This window comes from Psittacicella melopsittaci (genome assembly GCF_003585925.1).
In the GTDB taxonomy this organism is placed as follows: domain Bacteria; phylum Pseudomonadota; class Gammaproteobacteria; order Enterobacterales; family Psittacicellaceae; genus Psittacicella; species Psittacicella melopsittaci.
Window position 1 is genome coordinate 1 of sequence record NZ_NRJH01000052.1, and the last position, 22,793, is coordinate 22,793.

Sequence of the window (22,793 nt, forward strand, 5' to 3'; positions counted from 1 at the left end):
AGCTAGAATAGAATATTTATATATTAAATTGTCTATTTTAGTCTTACAAAATCCTTCATATTCATTACGAATAAACACTAAGTTAAGTTATAAAGTGAATTTTTTGCCACTTAGCGTTATATTCATAAAAAAGTATACCATATTAGCAAGTAAATTTACGCCAAAAATGTAAAAATTTTTCCCCACTAAATTTAACATCGTGATTATTAATATTAAAAATTTCAAACAAGGAAAATACTAACTCCTTGTTAGGATAGATAAAGTATTAAAAATAAGCAATTTAATATATAAATTTTGGCGATACAAAAAAACTTTATCAACACTTCTTTTAGCAAATTACTTTTTTATTTTAGACATACCTATTTTATTCACTCTCACTTTAATAAAACCATTGCGTTTCTTACCTCTTTAGCCCGCATTATCACACTTTGTCATTTCTTTCCTTTTAGCTTTTATCTCCCGTTTTTGTAAAATTTACTCTTGTTCAAGCTTTTAAAATGGCTTTTTCTTTAATTTTCCAACATACTTTTATAAATGTTCATAAATGAAAGTCGATAATTAATCTTTAAGTTAGTTTTACTTGCCCAGCTTTTATTTACCTGTGGGTATACACATTTTTTACAAATTTTTTCGAGGTATTTTTAATGGAAGGTCGCTTAAAAAAATCGCTTATTAAATCAGCTTCAAAAATCGCTCTGGCAGAAAAGAAAACTATAAGCTTGGCTGATGGTGGGAGATTGTTTTTAAATCTATCTAGAAGTATTCCTAATAAAGGCGTTTGGTATGTGTTTACGGGAAGAACAAAGAAACAAAAGAGAATTAGATTAGGTATTTATCAACCTGGAAGTCCATTACACATAGATATAAAAACCGCAAGAGTTAGAGCTACAGCTATAAAACATAACTTACCTATATCTCCTTGTTCTATTGAGGAACAAAAACCGAGCATAACTTTAGCAGAACTTGCCCGTAGGTATTTAACTTTAAAACAACACTCACTTGCTTCAACTACTTTAGAGGGGTATAAAACGCGGGGAAAGTACTGGATCAAATAGCTTTAGCACAGAGCAAAGTCGAAGATCTAACGCCTGATAAAGTGCGGGATGCATTTAAAAAACTCCAAGAGCAAGGTAAATTCGGTAGTATAAAAGCTACCTATGCCTTTGTGCGAACTATCCTAAAGTTTGGGGAAAATGAACAGCTCTTTTCTGGCGTTCATCTTCCAGAACTCCAAAATCTCCTACCTGGTTTAAAAAAATGTGTACCAAGAAAAATGCTAGATCCCCAACTCCTGCCCGCTCTAATCAATCGCATGATTGATATTTGTCAAAATGGCAAAAAGCAAGACCATAAAAATGTAAAAATTATTCTTTTACTTTTACTTACAGCCTGTAGAGCAAATGAGATTATAAAAGTACAGCCTACAGAACTAGTTGCTAACTGGCTTATCATCCCTCCTGAGAGAATGAAAGCTAAAAAAGAACACCGTGTCTACATTCCCCAGCAAATACTTCCTTTAGTTAATCATGAAAATACTTCTCTATCCCAATTAAACTACTATAAAAAAGTTAAGTTTGCAGATTTTTCTTTTGATTTTCATGGTTTTCGTTCGCTGTTTTTAACGATAATGTTTGAAAAGTTCCCTCAAATGCAAGATGCTTTAAGTGCCTGTCTTGCCCATGGCAAAAATCATAGTAATGAAGCTGATAGATTTTACAATCGTTATCAATTTGATAAAGAAAAAGAGTTTTTATATTGCCAATGGTTCAAATATTTAATGATAAATACGAGACTAGAACATCTCCTTAAGATTTTGCTTAAGTAAATTACTTTGCCTTATAGAGCCAATCTTTGTGGTTTTATTTAGCCAATTTATTCAAGTAATCTAAGCCAGTTTTTCCGCAAAAAAGCACTAATATATGGTATAATAAGAAGGTTAACTTTTTTATTTTTAAATTATAAGATTTTATAAAAATTTACAGCTTTAATTATCGAAAAATAAGCTAAATTAATAACCAAGAGGGTAAAATGGCTACAGACCAAAACAAAAGTTATGACTCTAGTGCTATTCGCGTATTAAGAGGTCTAGATGCTGTAAGAACCAGACCAGGGATGTATATAGGTAATACCGATGATGGTTCTGGTCTACACCACATGGTGTTTGAAGTTGTAGATAACTCTATTGACGAAGCTCTAGCAGGCTACTGCTCACACATCAAAGTAACAATTCATGAGGACAACTCAGTTTCTGTAGCAGATGATGGTCGAGGTATTCCTACAGAAATTCACCCTGAGGAAGGTGTTAGTGCTGCTGAAGTTGTAATGACCGTATTACACGCAGGTGGTAAATTTGATGCAAAAACAATTGCAGGTGGTTTACACGGTGTAGGTGTTTCCGTAGTAAATGCTTTATCCTCTAAACTATTTTTACAAATTCGCCGTGACGGTAAAATTCACGAACAAACTTACTTAAATGGGGTACCTCAAGAACCCTTAAAAGTAGTTGGTGAAACTAATAAAACAGGGACTACAGTTCGCTTTTGGCCTTCATATGCCACTTTTAAAAATGTAACAGAGTTTTCTTACGATATTTTATGTAATCGTTTACGTGAATTAAGTTTTTTAAACTCTAACGTTAAAATTACTTTATCTGATGAACGTGATGGTCGTAAAGATGAATTCCACTATGTAGGTGGTCTTCAAGCCTTTGTTAAATTTTTAAATAAAAACAAAGCCGTTATTAACGAAGAACCATTTTATTTCAGTAGTTTTAATGAGGAACTAGGTATTACTGTTGAAGTTGCAATGCAATGGAACGATACTTACAAAGAAAATATATTATGTTTTACTAATAACATTCCTCAGCGTGATGGTGGTACTCACTTAATTGGTTTTAAAGCGGCTTTAACCCGTACTTTAAATGGCTATATTGAGCGTGAAGTTCTAGCTAACGCTAAAACTAAAGCTTTAAAAGAACTTAAAGTAGATGGTGATGATTCACGTGAAGGTTTAGTAGCTATTGTAAGCGTTAAAGTACCTAACCCTAAATTCTCATCACAAACTAAAGATAAATTAGTTTCTTCTGAAGTACGTGGAGTGGTTGAATCTGCGGTTAATGACCAATTACAAACAACTTTAGAAGAAAATCCAAAAATCGCAAAAATCATTGTTGATAAAGTAATTTCAGCAGCTCGTACGCGTGAAGCGGCAAGAAGAGCAAGAGAACTAGCAAGAACTAATAAAAAACACTCGTTCACTACTAACAAACTAGTACACTGTAACTCAAGAAATCCAGAAGAGTGTGAAGTTTACCTAGTGGAAGGGGACTCGGCAGGTGGTTCGGCAGTTAAAGCTCGTGACGTGCAAACTCAAGCTATTTTACCTTTACGTGGTAAAATTCTTAATGTTGAGAAAGCTAGATTTGATAAAATTATTGAATCTCAAGAAATTGCCAATATTATTGCCGTTTTAAAATGTGGTATTAATGACGAATTCAATATAGATAATCTCCGTTACCACAAAATTGTAATCATGACCGATGCCGATGTCGATGGTTCGCACATACGTACACTACTGCTTACTTTCTTCTTCCGTCAAATGCCACAACTAATCGAAGCAGGAAAAGTGTACATAGCTCAACCCCCTTTATTTAAATTAACTGTAAACCGTAAACCTGTTTACTTTAAAAATAAAGATGAGTATGATCGCTTCCTTATCGATTATTCACTTGAAGGAGCTACTCTTTTAGTAGACGATAAAGCATATGCTTCGGAAGATTTAAAAGAACTCTGTGAACGTTATCTTCTCCTTAATGCAAAATTTGAATCGCATACGAGAAAATACTCTCCAGAAGTTATGCGTACTTTATTAAATTATCATGCCTTAACTCTTGATACTTTAAAAGATAAAGAACAACTAACAAGCTGGACAAATGGTCTAATTGACTTACTCCGTAAAACTCAAGATCAGTCTGTACGTTATCTAGCTACTTATGATCATGATGATGAAAGTAATTTATATAGCGTAAAACTACAAGAGATCAAACATGGTATGTCAACCGACTATGAGATCAATAAAACTTTTGTTGAATCTAACGACTACCAACAAGTTGTAAGCCTTGCAAACGAAATTGCTAACATTTTACCTATAGATAATGAACAAAGTAAACGCTTTGTTGTACATGGTAGTAGCAAAACCCCAATTCGTTACTTTAACGAATTTATCGAACGCTTAGCAACTGATTCAGTGAAAAAACTTAACCCTTCACGTTATAAAGGGTTAGGGGAAATGAACTGGGAAGAGTTAGAAGAAACAACTATGAAAGTTGATAATCGTACTCTCTTAAAAGTAGAAGTAAAAGATGCAATTTTAGCAGATCAATTATTTACTACTTTAATGGGTGACGATGTTTCTCCACGTCGTGATTTCATTGAAGAAAATGCATTATATGCAAATGTAGATCTATAATCTAAAAAAGACTTGCAAATTCTGCAAGTCTTTTTTTATATGTAATCATCCAAGCTAAACTCTTGGCTTGTAATTTCCTCACCATTGACATATTGGTGAATTATCTTACCTTTTTGCAAAGAAAACTCATGCCATTGACTTACCAGATTATTAAAGATATTTAAAACCCGATTATCTATATAGGTCATAAAAATTTGATTATTATCTTTAATTAACTTGGAAGCAAAAATGAGCTGTTTTCCTTCGTCTAACTCAGCTGCTAAATCGTCAACTAAGTAAATGCATTTATTTTGTCTTTGTTTTCGTAATAAATCTCCTTGAGCAATTTTCATAGCACAAGCTAATAACTTCAATTGCCCGCGACTAAGAGTATTACTCACATTTTCCCCAAAGCATTTTATTCTTAAATCCGCACGATGTAAGCCACTACTTACGCGACCAGCTTCTATTTCATGCTGAAGGTTTTGCTGATAATATTCTTCGAGATCTACATCTTGTGGCCAACCTGAATAGTATTTAATTTCTATTTTTAACTCAGGTAAAAAGTCTTGTAAGACCGCATTGAGCTCAGGAAGAAGATTTTCCATATACTCTCGATTTAAAGCGTCGATAGTCTTAGCAGCTTGAGCAAGAACCTTTCCCCATACTTTACACTGATTTAAGAGTTCTTCTGGTATTGGGCGGTTATTTTGCTCATAAGCTTGAGCTTGCTTTAAGAGAGCATTTTTACTTTTATGGGCTTCATTAAATTTACGCCAATCTTTAATAAAGCTCGGATAAGTATAATATACGCCCCAGTAAAGAAAACGACGTCTAAACTCAGGTCCTTCGGTCAAAAGCTGTAAAACATCTGGCGAAATCACTTGAATAGCTAATAATTCAGCTAAAGAAGCTATCCCCTTTTTGGCTACTTCTCCATTTAAATAAAGTTCTTTTTGTTTGCTAGTTATTTTAAGCCCGAGATCATTTAGATTCTCAAACTCATCTTCAACTTTGGCATAAATAGTAGTTGGCTCCTGATCATTTTGCATAATCGAGTTTAAACTATTTACTTTAAAACTTTTTAAATTTGAAAGGACAAAAATAGCTTCGAGAATAGAAGTCTTTCCTGAGCCATTATGTCCAGTAATAAAATTGAGGTGCTTTCCTGGAGCTATACTCAAAGACTTAATATTACGAAAATTGTTCAGACTTAATTTTTTGATATACATATAAAAAGCAAAAGAGATTATGAGGTAAACCTCATAATCTCTTTAATCTTATTTACTTGAATTGTCTACTGAAGCCACACTGTTATATGGAGTTAGTACATAAGTACGATCTAATTCGTTATTGTCTAAATCTCTTACGACAAAAACAGGAACTTTTTTCGTAACAAAATTTAAACTTAATAACATCTCATCAGGAGCTACCTGACGGAATCTAGCAGACTCTTGTAATGGACTAATTAATTCGATAAAGTGTTTACCTTGAATACGTAAATTTAAAGGTGCTGAATCTGGATTTGTTTTAACATTGGTTATCTCAGTACTAAATGAGTCTAAAGTACCAGAGTTAGTTGCAGAAAGAGTTAAAACATTATCAGCTGAATTAATTAAGATAATATCACCAAACTTAATTGAACGGTTTAATTTATCTTTAATTTCAGTCGCATTACATACTACATCATCAGCAAAAGTTTCTGGAACTATGTGACTATACATAGGTGGTTTAGAATAAGTTAAGTTAAAGATTAACTCTTCATCATTTTTAACCACTTGCAGATATTGTACATGTCCTGAAGCTGTGAGGTGGAATGTTAATTTAACTGTATCATCGGTTACAGATAATAATCTGAGTAATTCAGCCCCAACGCGACGAGATAAATTGAAAGTTAAAGGTTTATCTTCAGCAAAACCATTAAAGCCATTAATTACATATGGCGTACCTTGGAAAGTGTATGAACATAAAGCAATACGAGAATAATCACCACCAAAAGCTTTTAATTTGGTTGGAGTTAACGACATAATTAAAGTATGTAAACTCGTATGTTTAGAAGCTTTTACACTTACACAGAAAATAGTTGACTGAATAATATCTTTAAGAATACGTTCTGAAACATCTAAAGTTGAGATAGCAACTGCATCTTTTAGAGATTCATTTAATAATGCATAACCTTGACCATTTGACGCTTCAACACGTACAACAGTTGTTTCATAGGTAAGATTTGCATAGGTTAACTCACCCGCTAAAGGTGGTTTGGTAAATTCTAGGGTAACTAAAGTTTTACCATTAAGTCCTGTAACGGCATCAACAAAGCTGTTGCAAGAAACAGATAGTTGTTTAATTACATGGCCATCTTTAGTTTCAATCTCAAACTCTTTAGGAAAACTTAAAAACTCACCTTCGTTAGGCTCCACAGTAATAATTACACTATGGTTTATTTCCTTATCACCAGCTAAAAAAGTAATTTGATTCTCTTGAGAAAAATCTAATAAAACGTGCTGACTTAAAACAATAGAAGGATCTAAAGTTTTTGAAACTACTTCTTTAGCTGTAGTTAAAGCTTTTTGCAGTTTATGTGCTTGTAATACAAGTTTCATTTCTAACCAACTATAAAACTTTTGGAATTATTAATGGATAACTAAGTTGAACCTCGCCAACTGTATTTGGATCTTTACCACTCAGTACCTTGTCGATAACATCGTTAAGGTAATCGTAGATTTTGATGAGTAGCTTATAGCTAACATCCTTTTTGTCTGCTTTTAAAACGCTTAATTGAATCTTTTCAATAACGCGTTTAGTTTGACGCTGCTTAAGTCCAGTTAATAAACTAATTTCATCGTACGACATATCAGTATAGTAACTGAGAATAAAGCTAAGGACATTTCTAAAATTAATTAGTTCTCTTCCTCGAGTTACATTAGCTAAATCATCTATGGTTAAGCCTTGCGACTCACAAATATAACTTATAAACTCTATTGGCGAGCAACGGAAAGATAATTCAGAATATCTAAAGCAATCATAGAGGTTTTTCTCAAATGTTTTTTGACTTACTTCATTAACAAAAAATCCTTTTAGTGAACGGAAATCTCTCACTTCACTAGCGGCAATAATTTTATTAATTTCTTCATTTGAGAATTGTCTTACTTGTCCTGTAGCCATAGCCTTAAGGATAAAATGCTCTCTTATTTTACTATCAGGAAGTCCTATCTCTACGCGTAAACACTCATCACAATAGGTTTTAAAATGCGTTAAATCTTCATCAACAGCATCTTCATTATAAAATAAATTCTCATAAGGTTCAGAACTTACTATCACCAAGATTTTATTTTTTACCTGTCTGATACTTTTGATCAGATTGAAAACAAACTTTTTGGTGGAGATACTACGCTTAAGCGAAGCAAATTCATCTATAACCGTAACAGAGTTACTCATTATATCATCAGATAGGATTTCTAATAAATCTCTTTCCAAGCATTTTGCGTAAACACGTTGGAAGTTAGTCATATAATGTTTAAACTCTTGTGTTGGAAAACCATATTGATTGAGCATTTCATAGAAGTATGACATGAGATAACTCTTGCCTACTCCAGGTTTTCCGATAAGAAAAATTACCTGACTATCAAAATCCTTGCCTGAAAGAATTCTTCTGGCAACCTCATCGATAATACTAAAGGCATTTAAATTTGAAATAGAAATAAAGGTTTCTCTAGTTATATTAGGAACACGATTATTTATAATCTTATCAAACTCTTGTAAAGCTTGATGGCGTTCTTGAGCACTAAAAATAGACTTATACGTATTAAGTTTAGACTCTTCTCCTAGAGCAATTTCAACTTTTTCTCGATAACCTTCACTTAAGAGCTCGGCAGCCACAAAGTCATTATTATCTTGCACTAAATAGTTTTCTTTAGTAAAAAGAACAGAACTATCATAATCAAAAGGATTTAAATGGAACTTAGAAAAGTATGAAGCAGTTTCATTAGTGTTGGGACAAATACTACGACTCACAGTTCCATCAACAAAAATGTCTTCAATAGCCCCTTTAGTTAAAAGTCTATCTCGTTTTTTTGGATTTAAGCAAATTAAATCTTGTAGAAGCGAAGTTGACTCTTGCTCACTTTCTAAAGTTAAAGCTTGATTAGATACTTCATTAGCAATAGTTAAACTCGCTTGCATACTATGGATAGGAATAATTACATTCCCATGCATAAAATCAAAAGTATGCACTTGCTGTTGCCAAGTAACTTTTTCGTTTTGAGGTTTTTGTAAACTAATAGCTTGAGAAGGTTTGTTCTTTTTATCTTGCGTAACAGGAATATCACTATCTAAAGCAAAACGATTGGAATAGGTATCGGTCATATTGTTAAACTCTAACTCTACCTTTTCTTTTTTTGTCACCAAGCTTTTACTTAGCTTTTGGGTTAGTAATAATCTCTCCTGCTGCTCTGAAGAGTCTGAAGCTATGGCTTTAGACTTTTCCTCTGCCCTTTCTAGTTTTTCGCTTTTACCCTTTACTTTTTTTGCCCTTGTTTTAGATGCAAGAGAAGTAGAAGCTAAAACCTCTCCCTCTGAGATATTTACTTCTTTAACTTCTTCTTTGTTAGTTTTAGTTGCCCTTTTTGTCTTAGGCTTTTCCTCTAGTGGTTCAGGAGTTAGCTCTTCTTTCTTTTTTCTCCCTCGTTTTTTCTTAGGAGCTTGTTCCTGTAGATTTTGCTCTACTTCAAGAACAGGATCTTGAGCTAAATGTTCATTCTCTAAAACCTCCAGGCTGTCTCTTTTTTCAAGAACTGACTCTTGTTCTAACTGTTCGTTACCTAAAAGTTCTTGAAAAGCTTGTTCATCACCTAAAAGTTCTTTAAAAACTTGTACATCAGTAAGATATTCACTCGTAGGAACCGCATCGGCTACTTGGACTGGTGCAGGTTCTTCACTTACTTCCGGCTCTTGCGGAGGAAGCTCGTCTACCTTTTTCTTTTTCGCTTGAGCTTTTTTACGCGCTTGTTTTGCGGAAGCCTTTTTAGACGTTTTCTTTTCTGAGTCTTCTGCAGCTAATTCAACTTCATTTGCTGTTGTTTTTTGTTCTTCACTTGCAGTTTCAAGAGCTAGCTCACTTTCTGAGCTATCTGCAGTTGGAGCCAGTTCAACTTCATTTACTTCATTTGACGTTACTTGTTCTTCTTGAACTTCACTTAGCGTTACTGGTTCTTGATGAACTTTACTTGAGGTTGCTTGTTCTTGATGAACTTCGCTTAGCGTTGCGTGTTCTTCATTAACTTCACTTGAGGTTTCTTGCTCTTCATGAACTTCACTTGGTGTTTCCTGTTCTTCAAGAACTTCGCTTAATGTCGCTTGTTCTTGATGAACTTCGCTTGGTATTTCCTGTTCTTCAAGAACCTCACTTTGCGTTGCTTGTTCTTCATGAACCTCATTTAGCCCAGCTTGCTCTTTGCTTTCTGTATTTGAAGCAAGAATTCCCTCATTTGAAGCTTCATTATCTACTTGTCCTACAGTCTGTTCAGCTTCTAAATGAAAAACTTCTTGCTCAACAACTAAAGCTTTAGCTTCTTGCTCATCTAATGCTCCTTCAGAGTTAGATTTTTTTGCTTTTTTAACTTTTACTTTTTTACTTTTGCCAACTACTTTAGGTTTGTGGATATACTCTACTTCAGGGACAACAAATTTTTCGCTATTTTTTCCCCAAAGATATAGTTTTTCTGATACATCTATATCCCCTTGGGTAATCAGTTTATATTCTGGTAATTTATTGCCAAACAGAGTAGTGTGGTATTCTAAGCCCACAAGTATAGTATTGATAATTGGCGATCTTATTGTAAATAAAAAGCTATTATCTATTTCTAATTCAAGGTTTTCTTGAGCTATTGTTTTTTGTTTAAGAAGCTCGACAAACTCAACAGGAACAAATAGCTTTTTAACTTCTTCGATATCTTGAATTTTGCCATTATCTTCGCTATTAGGATGAGCAAATAACTGATATAAAGTAGTATATACTCGAGCACGAGAACTAGAAGAAGTAACTTCTAAAGGATTGGTATTTTGTTTTTGATAAAACTCTTTTAAATTATTAATAAAGTAATTTAATGCTTTTGTATGGGAGAACTTTTCAGTTGCTTTTATACCTTCGCGAGCAAAAATTTTATGTACATTAACAAAATTTTCTTCTTGATAAGGCTTTAAGTCTATATTAAAAAAGCTCTCATCAGTTACCAGAACTACATCAGCAATATATTTAACTGCAGTATAGCTATCTTGGCTATATTTTTTTGCTTGCATTAAATTAAGCAGTATCTCTTTGACTTCAACTATCTCATTATTAAAAATCGAATCTTTTAGATAGATATTTAACGAGCGTGAAAGGTAACGCCAATCTGGATCTTGGCGCGAATTATAAAAGAGGTTATAGTTGTGAAAGTCTATTAAGTTATTACCAGCAAAAATATTATGCCCTAAGAAATTAGCTTTTAGCTTTTGAATTCGGTAGTTAGTTGTACTTAAGGGAATACACTGTATATAACCTTTATAATAGATGCTTTCTTTTACCTTAGGATCAAAGAACTTTTTTAACCCTGTAGTAATTTTTACTCTTCTTGCTTTTTTAATCTTTTTTGCACCTAGTTTATATTTTTGCCCATAATTAGTGAGATAGCTATTGGCAGTGCGAATTTCATTATCATGTTCACGATAAATATCTTCAGTAACCTCTGGACTAACTAAGTCACTAAGGATGGCTAAAGGGAGATTATTGATGTACGAAGAAGAAGGGATATCCACTGAAAAGCCTAACGAACCTAAAGGACTAACTATACCTTGACGTAAAACTTTCCCTTTACCATTAATTTGCACGACACGAGCAAATTTATAACCAGTTGCAGATAAGCCAACTATATAAGTTTGAATACACTTTAAGAGTAAAGGTAAAATTTCAGTATTAATTACGTCTGCTCTATAGGTTCCAAACAGCACTAAAATATATCCTTGTTGAGGATATATCTTTAAAATTAGGGAGTTTTGATCTTTAATTACATTCTTTTTGTATAAGATCTCATAAATCTGCTTAAATAAACTTTCACTGGTCTTCATAGTAGGGCAAAAAATAGGATAAAATTACTAAGGATAGAACATAGTAAGCTTACCACAACTTACTCTTTATTAAAAGAAATCTTTGGCAACAAGATAAATTTATTATTTTTCTTTTGCTTTTTTATAATCTTTGGTGTATAATATCAAACGATTTTGAAATTTGACAATCAAGTTGTTCAGTCTAATTTCGGTAAGAGAAAATAGCATAACTTAAAAATTGTCGTATAATACTAATTTTTCAAAATATAAACTTTTAATTAAAAGTTTATATCAGCAAAAAATTTAGAGAATTAAAATGAAAAGAACTTATCAACCATCAGTTTTAAAACGTAAACGTGACCACGGTTTCCGTAAACGTATGTCTACGAAAAACGGCCGTAAAGTTTTATCACGTCGTCGTGCAAAAGGCCGTAAAGTATTATCAGCTTAATACTTGGTCTAAATTTAATTTATAAAAAATGGTATTAAAGACGTTTCTTTAATATCATTTTTTTTACATCAAATTTTGGCAAATATCGTGCTGCAAGAAAAAAAATCATTAAAATTTACTAAAAGTCAGCGTCTATTAACAGCCTTTGACTATCAGGAAGTTTTTACCAAACAAACCTTTTGTTATAAAACCCATAGTTTTACTCTACTAGCAAAAGAAAATTCTTGCAACCATCCACGCTTAGGAATAGTTGTAAGTAAACGTAATGCGAAATTGGCAACACAAAGAAACAGAATCAAACGAATTATTCGCGAATCTTTTCGTATAAATCAACATCTTTTACCAGGAGTAGATTTAGTTATTCTCTCTAAACCTGCTTTAAACAATGTTGATAATAAAGATTTTTTCCATAATATGGTGCAGTGTTACCAAAAACTCGTTAACTTTTATAGCAAAAAATAAATACTAAGCATGTAAGTTTTTACATGCTTTATTTTTTGTTAAATTGTTTTTTTACGTAAATTATTATATAATTTATTATGTTTTTTTCTATTCTACTTTATTCTTAAGTTCTATCTCTAACTCAGAAAATATCATGGTTTTTGATCTTGAAAAAGATAGCTTTAAGACTTATAAGACTCTACCAACTTTTTCTTAGTCCTATTTTAGGAACTGGAAAGTGTAGATTTCATCCGGTTTGCTCAGTATATGGAAAGCTGGCTATTAAAGAACACGGACTTATAAAAGGTTGTGTGCTTATAATTTGGCGTATACTTAGATGCAATCCATTATGTATCGGTGGAATAGATCCAGTTCCACATCATTTTAATAATAAAAAAGTGAATAAATAATGAACCAGACTAGGGGTATTCTTTTTATTGTCTTAGCCGTACTGAGCTTTTTATTATTTCAAGCTTATATCGAAGATACGGCACCAAAGCCTCAGCCTAATGAAACTGTAACTACAGCTCATAATTCAGCTAATACAGCTTCTGATCAGGCAAATGCTTTCTCAATCTCAAACGACGTATTAAAATTAACGATTAATAGTAAAACAGGTGACTTTATTGGTGCTGATTTACTGCAATACGATCGTACAGTAGAAGAAAAAGTTCCATTAACCTTATTATCGAATAATCCAGATGACTATTTAAGAATTGTTAATGGTTTAGCTGGAACAGGTGGTACTGATTCACAAACTTCACGTGCTGATTTTACCGTTGCTTCTTCAACAGCTGACTCGGTTACCTTAACTTATACAGTTAATGATGTAACTTATAACAAAACAATTAAATTAGAAGGTTACCAAGTATTAGTAACTTATACTGTTGAAAATAAATCTGACCGTACTTTAGAAATTGCACCTTACTCGTCATTTGTATATCGACCAGCTCCTTCACCATCATTATTTAGTACTTCAAATATTTATGGTACAAATCAATCTTATGCTGGTTTAGTTATCTCAACTGATAGTGATAACTATGAAAAAGTTTCAAATGGTGATATTGAAGATAATGACTTTAAGCCATTAACTTCAAAATATGGTTGGACAGCTATTTCGCAACACTTTTTCGTAACAGCATATGTTCCAGAAGCGAATAACCAATTCACTATAAGTACTAACTACCATAATAATGGTGACTACATTATTAATACGATTTCGGCTCTACAAAACGTAGCACCAGGTACTACAGTAACTCTTTCAGATAAATACTGGATTGGTCCTAAACTACAAGACCAATTAGAAACAGTTGCTAAAGATTTAGATCTTGTTGTTGACTATGGTTGGGCATGGTTCTTATCTTTACCACTATTCAAATTAATGCAATTTTTACACTCATTTATAAATAACTGGGGTATTACAATTATTGCTTTAACTTTAGTGGTACGTTTAATCATTTCTCCATTGTCACGTATTCAATTTAGAAATCAAGCGTTAATGCGTGTAATTCAACCTGAACTAGCTGCTGCAAATGAGCGTGCTGGTGAAGATAGAATGAGACGTCTAACTGAAACTCAAAAAGTATTCAAGAAATACGGTGCTTCTCAGTTTACAGGATGTTTCCCAGCATTAATTCAAATGCCAATTTTCTTAGCATTATTCTATCTTGTTAACGAAGCGGTTGAATTAAGACACCAGCCATTCTTATGGATTAAAGACTTAAGTCAGGCTGACCCTTATTTCATTCTTCCAATTCTGAACGGTTTAGTTATGATCTTCATGTTCTCATTAACTCCTATGCCTGAGAATATGGATCCTATGCAACGTAAAATTATGAAAATGATGCCATACATCTTCGTAATTTTCTTCTTATTCTTACCGTCAGGATTAATTTTATATTACATAGTGTCTAACATTATTACTATCTTATTCATTGTGTACTATAATAGAAAACTGAAATATTTATACGCTAATAACTTACTACCAACGTATAAAGTGGTTGATCGTCCAATTACAGCACCGCGTAGAAAGAAAAAATAATTCTACATGTAATAGGATCAAACTTAAATTAAAAGGCGTCGCTGTAATACAGCGTCGCCTTTTATTACTTTAGAGATATTAAAATGTCAAATAATACCGATACAATTGTCGCACAAGCTACAGCTATAGGACGAGGTTCTGTAGGTATCATTCGTGTATCAGGTCCTAATGCTAAAGCTATAGCCACAAAAGTAACCAATAAAGAATTAAAACCACGTCATGCAACTTATTTACCATTTTTTACAGGAGATACTACTCCGCTAGATTATGGTTTAGCTATTTTCTTCCCTAATCCACATTCATTTACAGGTGAAGATGTAGTAGAGTTTCAAGGGCATGGTGGTCCAGTTGTGCAACAAGCTTTACAAGAGTTTATTGTAAGTACAGGCTTAGCTCGTTATGCTCAACCTGGAGAGTTCTCTCACCAAGCATTTGTTAATGGCAAACTAGACCTAGTTCAAGCAGAAGCTATTGCTGACTTAATTAACGCAAGTAGTTTACAAGCTGCCAAAGGGGCTATTAACTCGCTACAAGGTGAGTTTTCTGTAAAAGTACACCAAATTGTTGATAAGCTAATTCGTCTGCGTACTTATCTCGAAGCAGGAATGGATTTTCCTGATGAGGAAATAGATATCCTTGAAGATTCGTTTGTCCAAACTGAGCTCTATAGTATCCAAACTCAACTTGAACAAATTAAAGCTAGTGCCCAACAAGGTAAAATTCTGCGAGACGGAATTAGTGCTGTAATCGTTGGACAACCTAACGCAGGTAAATCATCTCTATTAAATGCTTTATCAGGGGAACAATCTGCCATAGTTACCGAAATAGCTGGTACTACTCGTGATACGCTTAAAGAGTTTATTCAAATAGATGGCTTACCTTTACACATTATTGATACAGCTGGTCTACGTGAAACTGCAGATAAGGTAGAGCTTATTGGTATTGAACGAGCTTACCAAGCTATGGAAAAAGCTGATGTAATCATTATAGTTGCAGATAGCAAAGATTTTACTAAGGAACTATCTCTTTTACCTGAAACAATTTTTGAAAAGGATATTCCAAAAATCTTAATTACTAATAAAATTGATCAGCATCAAGAACAACCTTGGTCTAACAAGCAAGGCAATATTTACTCTCTAGGTCTTTCGGCTCAAACTCAAGCTGGTTTAGAAAACCTAAAAGAAGCTCTTAAAGAGATTATCGGTTATAATAACACCAGTGAAGGAACTATTATAGCTCGTCAAAGACATCTGCAAGCAATTGCTCAAGCTTTAGAATACTTCAATAATGCAAGTTTTTATCTGCAACAAGGGGTATTACCAGAGCTAATTGCAGACGACTTACGTATGGCACAAAATAAACTCTCTGAAATCACAGGACGTTTTACTGCCGACGATCTATTAACTAGTATCTTTAGTACTTTCTGTATAGGAAAATAGTATGTCTGCACATCACCATCATGAACATGGTGAAGGTTGTTCATGCCATCACCATGACTATGTTTACGTTCCTTTTGCCTACTTAGAGAAATATCCTGAATTTGTTAAAATGCAACAAGAGAAAGCTTGGGCATTTACCCAAATTGCAAATCTAGTAGCAGGAAAAAACTCCTTTGCTTGTGACTTAGGTAAAAACTTAAGCCAGTTTCTTCTCTCAGGTGAAAGTCAAGAATTTAAGCAATATCTCAGCGATAATGCCCTGCAAAATCAGTTTAGTCCTAGTGCCCTTGTTGCTTTTTACTCTAACAAAGGTTTAACAGATATAACTCTAGGTTTAATTGAATTTTCTCGTGCCTTTAAACTTGAAGTAAGTAAAGCAGAGTTCTCTACGCCTTTACTAACTAAAGCCTTAGAAAACTTAGAAGCTCAACTAGCTTTACTAATTAAAGACTTAGAAGTTTATTTAAGTAAAGTTAATGCTTATACAGCAGAAAACCAACCTATTAAAAATGTAGTAGAAAAGGGTCTTTTTAATATAACTTCTTTATTTAAAAGTACAGACTTTTCTTCACCACAAAACTATAATTTAATTATCGACTTAATTCCAGAGTTAACTCTTTTTGCTCAGCAAACTATCTCTTATGAAGTTTTCCGTAGTAATACATCTGGATTAATGTTCGACTCTATTTTTGAAATTTTAGTTGCTGTTCCAACAGAGTAAATATATGTCAAATAAAAACCCTAATTCAGCTTGTGGTTGTGGTCACGATCATGAACATCAAGTAGAAGCACATCAACACGATCACGCTTGTGGTTGTGGACACGATCACGAACATGAACATAATCACGCTTGCGGTTGTGGCCATGATCACGAACATGAGCATAGTCATGCATGCGGTTGTGGACATGATCATGAACATGAACATAGTCATGCTTGCGGTTGTGGACACGATCACGAACATCAACATAATCATGCATGCGGTTGTGGACACGATCACGAACATGATCATGAGCATAGTCATGCATGCGGTTGTGGACACGATCACGAACATGATCATGAACATGAACATAGTCACGCATGCGGATGCGGACACGATCACGGACATGTGCACCATCATCATGAACCTCAGGCTGTAAAACTAAACTTTGATCGCATTCAATATGATGGTGATGATGATCTTATTCCTGAACTTATTCAAGGTATAGTAGCTGTAAGAGAATCTGAAAAACAACAGCATAATTTAATCTTTAAATCAAAGCAATCTGCTATTAAAGAACTAATTAACCAATTTAAAGAAAAATTTGGTGAACATCCAAGTTTATCGCCATATCATCTTTTAGGTTTAGTTTACACTTGGACAATTGATCCTAACTTAAGTGCTGCTGAGTTTGAAAAACACATTCGCTTTATGGCAGAAGGTGATAAAAGTGCTCAAGTAGATGGAATTGATAGTGAATTTATCCTTCTTTGCGAAAAACTAAGATCTTCTTTCTTACAAGATCTAATCGATATAGATAACTTCCAAATTGCTAATCTCTTCATGACTTTCTTAGACGAAAATGAAGAAGAGAAAAACGACCCATATAACCTCTTAATCATGATTAAAGAGTTTACTCTTGGCGTAGCAACTATGGGAAGTTACCTTGCTCATGATAATGCTAATGGTTTATCAACTGAAGAAAAACTTGAAAGCCAAAATCTTTTACAAGCGTTATACAATATCGCTGATATAATGAACGGTATTGAGTTTAAACTCGCATTGCAAGCAACTTCTTATCCAGAATCAGTTGATGACTTAATGGAATTAAACTTCAACTTATCTGATTTATTTGATGATATTGAAGCATTTATTTTCTTAACAGTAGTTTTAACTTATGACTCATTTGCTAAGGGCTTACCTTACCCAGCAACAGTCTTTGATTTAACTAATGCATATTTAATTTCATTATAAAAAAATAGAGGTGTAAGCAATGCTTAACACCTCCTTTTTTTAGTTTAAATTTATGGAACTACGATATTTAAGTGAAATTCCCCTTAGTACTTTTTTGCAAAAGCTTAGCTTGTTATGGCAAAGGTTACCACCTGAGAGCTCGGCAATAATTCAACTTGGCAATCCTAATATTAGCCAAGCGCACGTAGATGCTTACCTAGAAGCCACTTGCCAAGCTCAAGCAAATAATTTAGGCTTTACTTGGTTAGCAAGTCAACAACTTAATATAAGTAAACTCTTTCCTCTAAAAAGTGGATTTGCGGTTTATAACAAGGATCTAAAGGGGCAGAGTTTACAATTTTATCCTGATTTTAAACAAGCCAAAGCTAATATAGCTTACCCAAATAAACTCTATACTTATTTTAGTGAGCAAGAATATAATTTAGCATTTAACCCTAGAGCTCAACTAGCTACTGAGTTTGATTTTACCCAAAACTCTAACTTTGTAAGTTTACTCCCAGAATTCCTTTGGCAAAATTTAGTTTTTCAAGATAATTTAAGTCTAGACAGTTATGCCCTTGCTCTTTGGGCAGGAGAGATAAATTCAACTCTTAGCTACCCCGAAGAACGAGCGGTTCAACATGCTGCCGAAAACCTAGCTTTTTCTATAAGTTCATTTTGGAAAAATGCCCCTCTATATTTTGCTCAAAATTACGCTCTACAGCAATTAAACTATTATGCTCAGGGTTATAACCTAAATGAGCTTTCTTTTGCGATTAACCCGCTTAAAATTGAAAAAATCAGCTATAAAAAGAGATTACCTTTACAAAAGGCAATTAATCCAGATTATTTCCATGCTGATCTAACAACTATTCTAACTAAACAACACAATCTGGATGAGCAGTCAGCATTAAGTAAGAGCTTACATGAGCCTTATTTGGCTTACTTACAGCAACTACATCAACATTTTGATTTAACTGAGCAAGCTTTAGCTATTGAGGGGCAAGGAAGCTATTTAGGTTATCAAGCAAAGGTAAAACGTGTGCTTTACTTACACCAAGATAACAAACAAGCTACTAAACCTGTACATGATAACCCAGAGCGCAAACGCGGTGCCCAAGCGACAAATAATCATGATCATCTCTTAACTGATTTGAATCTAGATCACAAGCACCAATTTTTAGATTACAAAGAACAAGTAGAACTTAGCACAAAACTTGAACTTGTCCAACAGCTAGAATTAAATACGCAAAGATCTTTACGTCCTGGCATTAGTTTGGCTCAAGCGGTTTTAAGTGGAATCCTCAATAGCAATTGTCGCTTTAGTCAGCTTGTGCAAGAAGTACAACCAAGCATTATTCGCTTATTTCCTTTAATTTATTTACAAAAGAATAATAAACATCTTGTAAAACTTGAAGAGCAACTAAACTTAGAAGCTACTAGCCTTTGGGAAAGTTTATTTTCTGCTATTTATCAGGCTCTTAGCAAAAGAAAAACTGCACAGTTTACTGCCAATGAGCAACTAAATAATACCTATACGTCGTTGTTTGCCAGCCAAGCTCTATTAGAAGTAAGGAAAAACCAACCTCAAGCACAGTTTAGCTGTCAAGACTTTACTATTAGCGTAGAGAACCTTCATACTGGACTGCTAATAAGTCCAGATACAAGATTAGAAACAGGTATGGCTATTGCCATAACCTATCAAGTTGGCAATATTAGTCAAACAGACTCTTATATAATTGCCGACAATCTTGTTTTACGTAAAAAGCTTACGGTTAACCTCTAATAGTCTATTCTTTATAGGGAAATTCCATACTTTTAGGCAATTTAATATATAATAGAGAGCATAAGTTTTAACCAAGAGTAAACTAATGGAATCTAATCATTACGACCTAGTAATTGTAGGCGGAGGAGCTTCTGGTCTTTCTCTCCTTTTAGGCTTGTATCCTTATTTAGAAAGCGGCTATATTAAGTCAGTTCTCTTAATTGAAAAGGATCAAGAAACTAAACCTCTACCTGGACGTTCAATAGCTTTAAACCAAAATACCTTAAATTATTTTAAAGGATTTAATTTTGGTATCAATAACGAGCAATTAAATGCTTTAAACTACTTAGCGAGCAATTTAAAGCCAATCAAAAATATTCTCGTAAAAAATAAAGGTTACAGTCAATCTTTATTACTCGAAGCTAACCAACATCACCAAGACCAATTTGGTGGAGTTATTGACTTACATATTCTTCAAGAAGACTTAACAAACTTAGCGAAGATTCTCCAACAAAATCTGCCTGCAGCTAAAATTGATATCTGGCTTGGACACCAAGTTTGCCAAACTAAAATCAATTACCAAAATAAAACGCGTGAGCTATTAATAAAAAATGAACAGCAAGAGTTTACTGTTACAACCAATCTAGCAGTAATTGCAAACGGTGCCAAATTTATTAATGGGCTCGAACGTTATAATACAACCCTTAAGCAGGTTGAACACCAACAGTATGGGATAATCGCAGATGTAGAACTCTCGGCACCTTTAAATGATCTGGCTATAGAGTACTTTACTCCTCATGGTCCAGTAGCTTTTTTACCTAAAAGCGACTATCAATTTTGCATTGTATGGTGTACCAACCAACAACAAAATGAGCAAGCGATTTTAGATAATTCTATTGTTATCAATAACCTCAATGAGATATTAGAACAAATAGGAGATCGAGAGCTAGATAATAGTGTAAATCGCAAATTCTATCATGACCAAAAATTAAAATTAGAGTTACCTTATCCTGGGCATAATAATGGCAATAAATATTATATTAAGTCATATAGTAAAATGACTTCATTCCCATTAAATGCTCAACTCCAAACTAAACTAAATGATGTTAATCTAGTTTATATAGGTAATGCCGCTCATACTTTACACCCTGTGTCAGGACAAGGCTTTAATTTAGGTCTTCTAAGCATTACAAGTTTATTACAAGCAATTGCCAATACTCAAAAACTTGATAATGAGCAATCATTTGCCCAACAAGCAAATCTCATTGCCCAAGAATATGCTCATTTACATGCACCAATTGCAAACGAAGTATTCAATCGTACTAATCTTTTAGCTACTGAATTCAGTGAGCGTGCTACTTTTGGCAAATTAATTCCTAATTTAGGTTTATATCATTTAATCAATTATCCGTTTTTACAAGATTTAATCGTATCACCTTCATTAGGTTATGTTAATACCAACCAATTATCTTTAGCTTATAAAATATTACATTATTTACAAGCTATCTAGGAAACAAAATGTTACAAGAAGCAGAAATAGCTGTTATAGGTACAGGACTAGTTGGTTTAAGTATAGCTGTAGACTTGCTTAAACAAGGTAAACAAGTTACTTTAGTTGGCTTAAAAAGTCCAGAATTACCTAACCCAGCTAACCGTGTCGTAGCATTGAATTTAGCGTCTGTTGAATTTCTAAAAGCTTTAGGAGCTTGGGATTTAATCGCTAAAGACTCTGTTACCCCTTACTTTACCATGAAAGTATGGGAAAAAGATCAAGCTGGTTATTTAGAATTTAACAACCAAGATGTAAACCAAGAAGTACTTGGTTATATTGTCGTAAATTCAGCTCTTGAAACTGCCTTATGGCAAGTTATTCATAATCTTCCACAGGACAAATTTAATTACTTCGACAGTAAAGTATCTAGTTATCAAAAACTGCAAGGCAAACACTTTATTAGTCTAGAAGATAATACACAAATTATTAGTACTTTTGTGGTAGCTGCCGACGGTGGTAATAGCTTTATCCGTAAAGCTTTAAACATAGGTATAGATCGCAGTGAATACTCACAAACAGCTCTTACCTGTGTTATAGAACTACCAGAAGAACACAAAAATACTTGCTATCAAAGCTTTCATAAAAATGGCATACTTGCCTATTTACCACTAGCAAATTCCAACCAAGTATCAATTGTATGGTCTTTAAACAATGATATTGTGGATTTTGCTTTAAGTTTAGATGAACAAGAGTTCTGTCAACAAATCTACACCTGTTTCCATAAAGGTTTAGGTGTACCTAAGCTTGTATCAAAACCAACATCATTTGTTTTAGCTAAACAATATGCCCAAAAAATTGTTGAAGACAATTTAGCTATAGTTGGTGATGCTGGACATACCATTCATCCTTTAGCAGGACAAGGGGTAAACCTAGGCTTTGCTGACGCATGGACATTAACTGACTTAATCAGAAATTACTATCGTCCTACCAATGGCATTGAACGTCATAAGTTAGATGCTTGGGCAAGAGAAAGAAAAGCAAAAGCATTACTAACATCAGAAAGCATGGCTATTATAAAAAATACGTTTTGTAATAATAACCCTGTTGTATCACTAGCCCGTAATATTGCATTAAATTTTGTTAATAATCAAACTTTTATTAAGCGTCAATTTATTAACCAAGCTTTAGGTTTTAATGAACCTAAATATTCTCAAGCAAGTTATAACTCTGGCTTAGATTTAAACAGACAAAAATCTACTTCAGATCACGCTCGAGACTTGGCTAAGAACTTTATAAGTTCATTCTTAAAATAACAAAAAGAGGTTGCTATAAACTAGCAACCTCTTAAACTATATAAAATTTTTATTGTATAAAAAAAAGAGAACCGCAATGCGATTCTCTTTTTAAAATCAATGGTGGGTGGTACTGGGCTCGAACCAGTGACCCTCAGCTTGTAAGGCTGATGCTCTCCCAACTGAGCTAACCACCCAGGGAAATTAATTTGGCGATGACCTACTCTCACATGGGGAGACCCCACACTACCATCGGCGCTACAACGTTTCACTTCTGAGTTCGGCATGGGATCAGGTGGGACCATTGTGCTAATGTCGCCAAAAGCGGTTAATTTAATAACTTGCTGAACTTTATTTACTAAATCCTTGTTCTTATGTAAGCACTAAAACAATATACATACTTACCATTTCA

Annotated in this window: 16 protein-coding genes, 1 tRNA gene and 1 rRNA gene; 13 read left to right on the forward strand and 5 right to left on the reverse strand. The window is 33.6% G+C overall.

The window, feature by feature from the left end:
* Positions 1-644 precede the first annotated feature (644 nt).
* From CJP74_RS06130 to CJP74_RS06140, 3 genes are all read left to right on the forward strand, one after another.
* A complete protein-coding gene (locus CJP74_RS06130) occupies positions 645-1,055 on the forward strand; it encodes a hypothetical protein (RefSeq protein ID WP_119497392.1) in 411 nt (136 codons plus the stop codon).
* A 41-nt stretch (positions 1,056-1,096) separates the two neighbouring features.
* Positions 1,097-1,825, forward strand: coding sequence for a tyrosine-type recombinase/integrase (locus CJP74_RS06135; RefSeq protein ID WP_119497393.1), 729 nt, complete (start codon positions 1,097-1,099; stop codon positions 1,823-1,825).
* A 203-nt stretch (positions 1,826-2,028) separates the two neighbouring features.
* Positions 2,029-4,467: a DNA gyrase subunit B gene (locus tag CJP74_RS06140; RefSeq protein WP_119497394.1), complete on the forward strand. Its 2,439-nt coding sequence runs from the start codon at positions 2,029-2,031 to the stop codon at positions 4,465-4,467.
* A 35-nt stretch (positions 4,468-4,502) separates the two neighbouring features.
* Here the strand turns inward: CJP74_RS06140 and recF are convergent, their stop codons facing one another.
* Genes recF through CJP74_RS06155 form a run of 3 tightly spaced genes read right to left on the reverse strand, consistent with a single transcriptional unit; the run spans position 4,503 to position 11,433 of the window.
* Positions 4,503-5,678: a DNA replication/repair protein RecF gene (gene recF, locus CJP74_RS06145; RefSeq protein WP_119497395.1), complete on the reverse strand. Its 1,176-nt coding sequence runs from the start codon at positions 5,676-5,678 to the stop codon at positions 4,503-4,505.
* A gap of 48 nt (positions 5,679-5,726) precedes the next feature.
* The gene (locus CJP74_RS06150) at positions 5,727-7,049 is read right to left on the reverse strand and encodes a hypothetical protein (protein WP_119497396.1); all 1,323 of its coding nucleotides are present in this window, start codon (positions 7,047-7,049) and stop codon (positions 5,727-5,729) included.
* A 10-nt stretch (positions 7,050-7,059) separates the two neighbouring features.
* Positions 7,060-11,433: a DnaA ATPase domain-containing protein gene (locus CJP74_RS06155; RefSeq protein ID WP_222986979.1), complete on the reverse strand. Its 4,374-nt coding sequence runs from the start codon at positions 11,431-11,433 to the stop codon at positions 7,060-7,062.
* Positions 11,434-11,845: 412 nt separating this feature from the next.
* Here CJP74_RS06155 and rpmH point away from each other — a divergent pair, with 412 nt between their 5' ends.
* From rpmH to CJP74_RS06205, 10 genes are all read left to right on the forward strand, one after another.
* On the forward strand, positions 11,846-11,980 hold the full coding sequence (gene rpmH / locus CJP74_RS06160) for a 50S ribosomal protein L34 (protein WP_119497398.1): 135 nt from the start codon (positions 11,846-11,848) through the stop codon (positions 11,978-11,980).
* A gap of 87 nt (positions 11,981-12,067) precedes the next feature.
* The gene (rnpA, locus tag CJP74_RS06165; RefSeq protein WP_222986982.1) at positions 12,068-12,442 is read left to right on the forward strand and encodes a ribonuclease P protein component; all 375 of its coding nucleotides are present in this window, start codon (positions 12,068-12,070) and stop codon (positions 12,440-12,442) included.
* A gap of 146 nt (positions 12,443-12,588) precedes the next feature.
* Entirely contained in the window at positions 12,589-12,831 is a 243-nt protein-coding gene (gene yidD, locus CJP74_RS06170; protein WP_119497400.1) for a membrane protein insertion efficiency factor YidD, read from the forward strand.
* Positions 12,831-14,462 (forward strand): membrane protein insertase YidC, encoded by a 1,632-nt coding sequence (gene yidC, locus CJP74_RS06175; RefSeq protein WP_119497401.1) that lies wholly within the window; start codon positions 12,831-12,833, stop codon positions 14,460-14,462. The genes yidD and yidC overlap by 1 nt, the downstream gene beginning before the upstream one ends.
* An 83-nt stretch (positions 14,463-14,545) precedes the next feature.
* Positions 14,546-15,901 (forward strand): tRNA uridine-5-carboxymethylaminomethyl(34) synthesis GTPase MnmE, encoded by a 1,356-nt coding sequence (mnmE, locus tag CJP74_RS06180; protein ID WP_119497402.1) that lies wholly within the window; start codon positions 14,546-14,548, stop codon positions 15,899-15,901.
* Between the two features lies 1 nt (position 15,902).
* Entirely contained in the window at positions 15,903-16,622 is a 720-nt protein-coding gene (locus tag CJP74_RS06185) for a hypothetical protein (RefSeq protein ID WP_119497403.1), read from the forward strand.
* 4 nt (positions 16,623-16,626) lie between these two features.
* Positions 16,627-17,853 carry an urease accessory protein UreE gene (locus tag CJP74_RS08295; protein WP_222986985.1) on the forward strand — a complete coding sequence of 409 codons (1,227 nt, stop codon included), beginning with the start codon at positions 16,627-16,629 and terminating at the stop codon, positions 17,851-17,853.
* Positions 17,854-17,905: 52 nt separating this feature from the next.
* Positions 17,906-19,618 (forward strand): hypothetical protein, encoded by a 1,713-nt coding sequence (locus CJP74_RS06195; RefSeq protein ID WP_119497404.1) that lies wholly within the window; start codon positions 17,906-17,908, stop codon positions 19,616-19,618.
* 85 nt (positions 19,619-19,703) lie between these two features.
* On the forward strand, positions 19,704-21,107 hold the full coding sequence (locus CJP74_RS06200) for an FAD-dependent monooxygenase (protein ID WP_119497405.1): 1,404 nt from the start codon (positions 19,704-19,706) through the stop codon (positions 21,105-21,107).
* Between the two features lie 8 nt (positions 21,108-21,115).
* Positions 21,116-22,402 (forward strand): FAD-dependent monooxygenase, encoded by a 1,287-nt coding sequence (locus CJP74_RS06205; RefSeq protein ID WP_119497406.1) that lies wholly within the window; start codon positions 21,116-21,118, stop codon positions 22,400-22,402.
* A gap of 100 nt (positions 22,403-22,502) precedes the next feature.
* Here the strand turns inward: CJP74_RS06205 and CJP74_RS06210 are convergent.
* A tRNA-Val gene (locus tag CJP74_RS06210) sits at positions 22,503-22,578 on the reverse strand.
* Positions 22,579-22,588: 10 nt separating this feature from the next.
* Positions 22,589-22,704: ribosomal RNA gene (rrf, locus tag CJP74_RS06215) — 5S ribosomal RNA — on the reverse strand.
* Positions 22,705-22,793 lie beyond the last annotated feature (89 nt).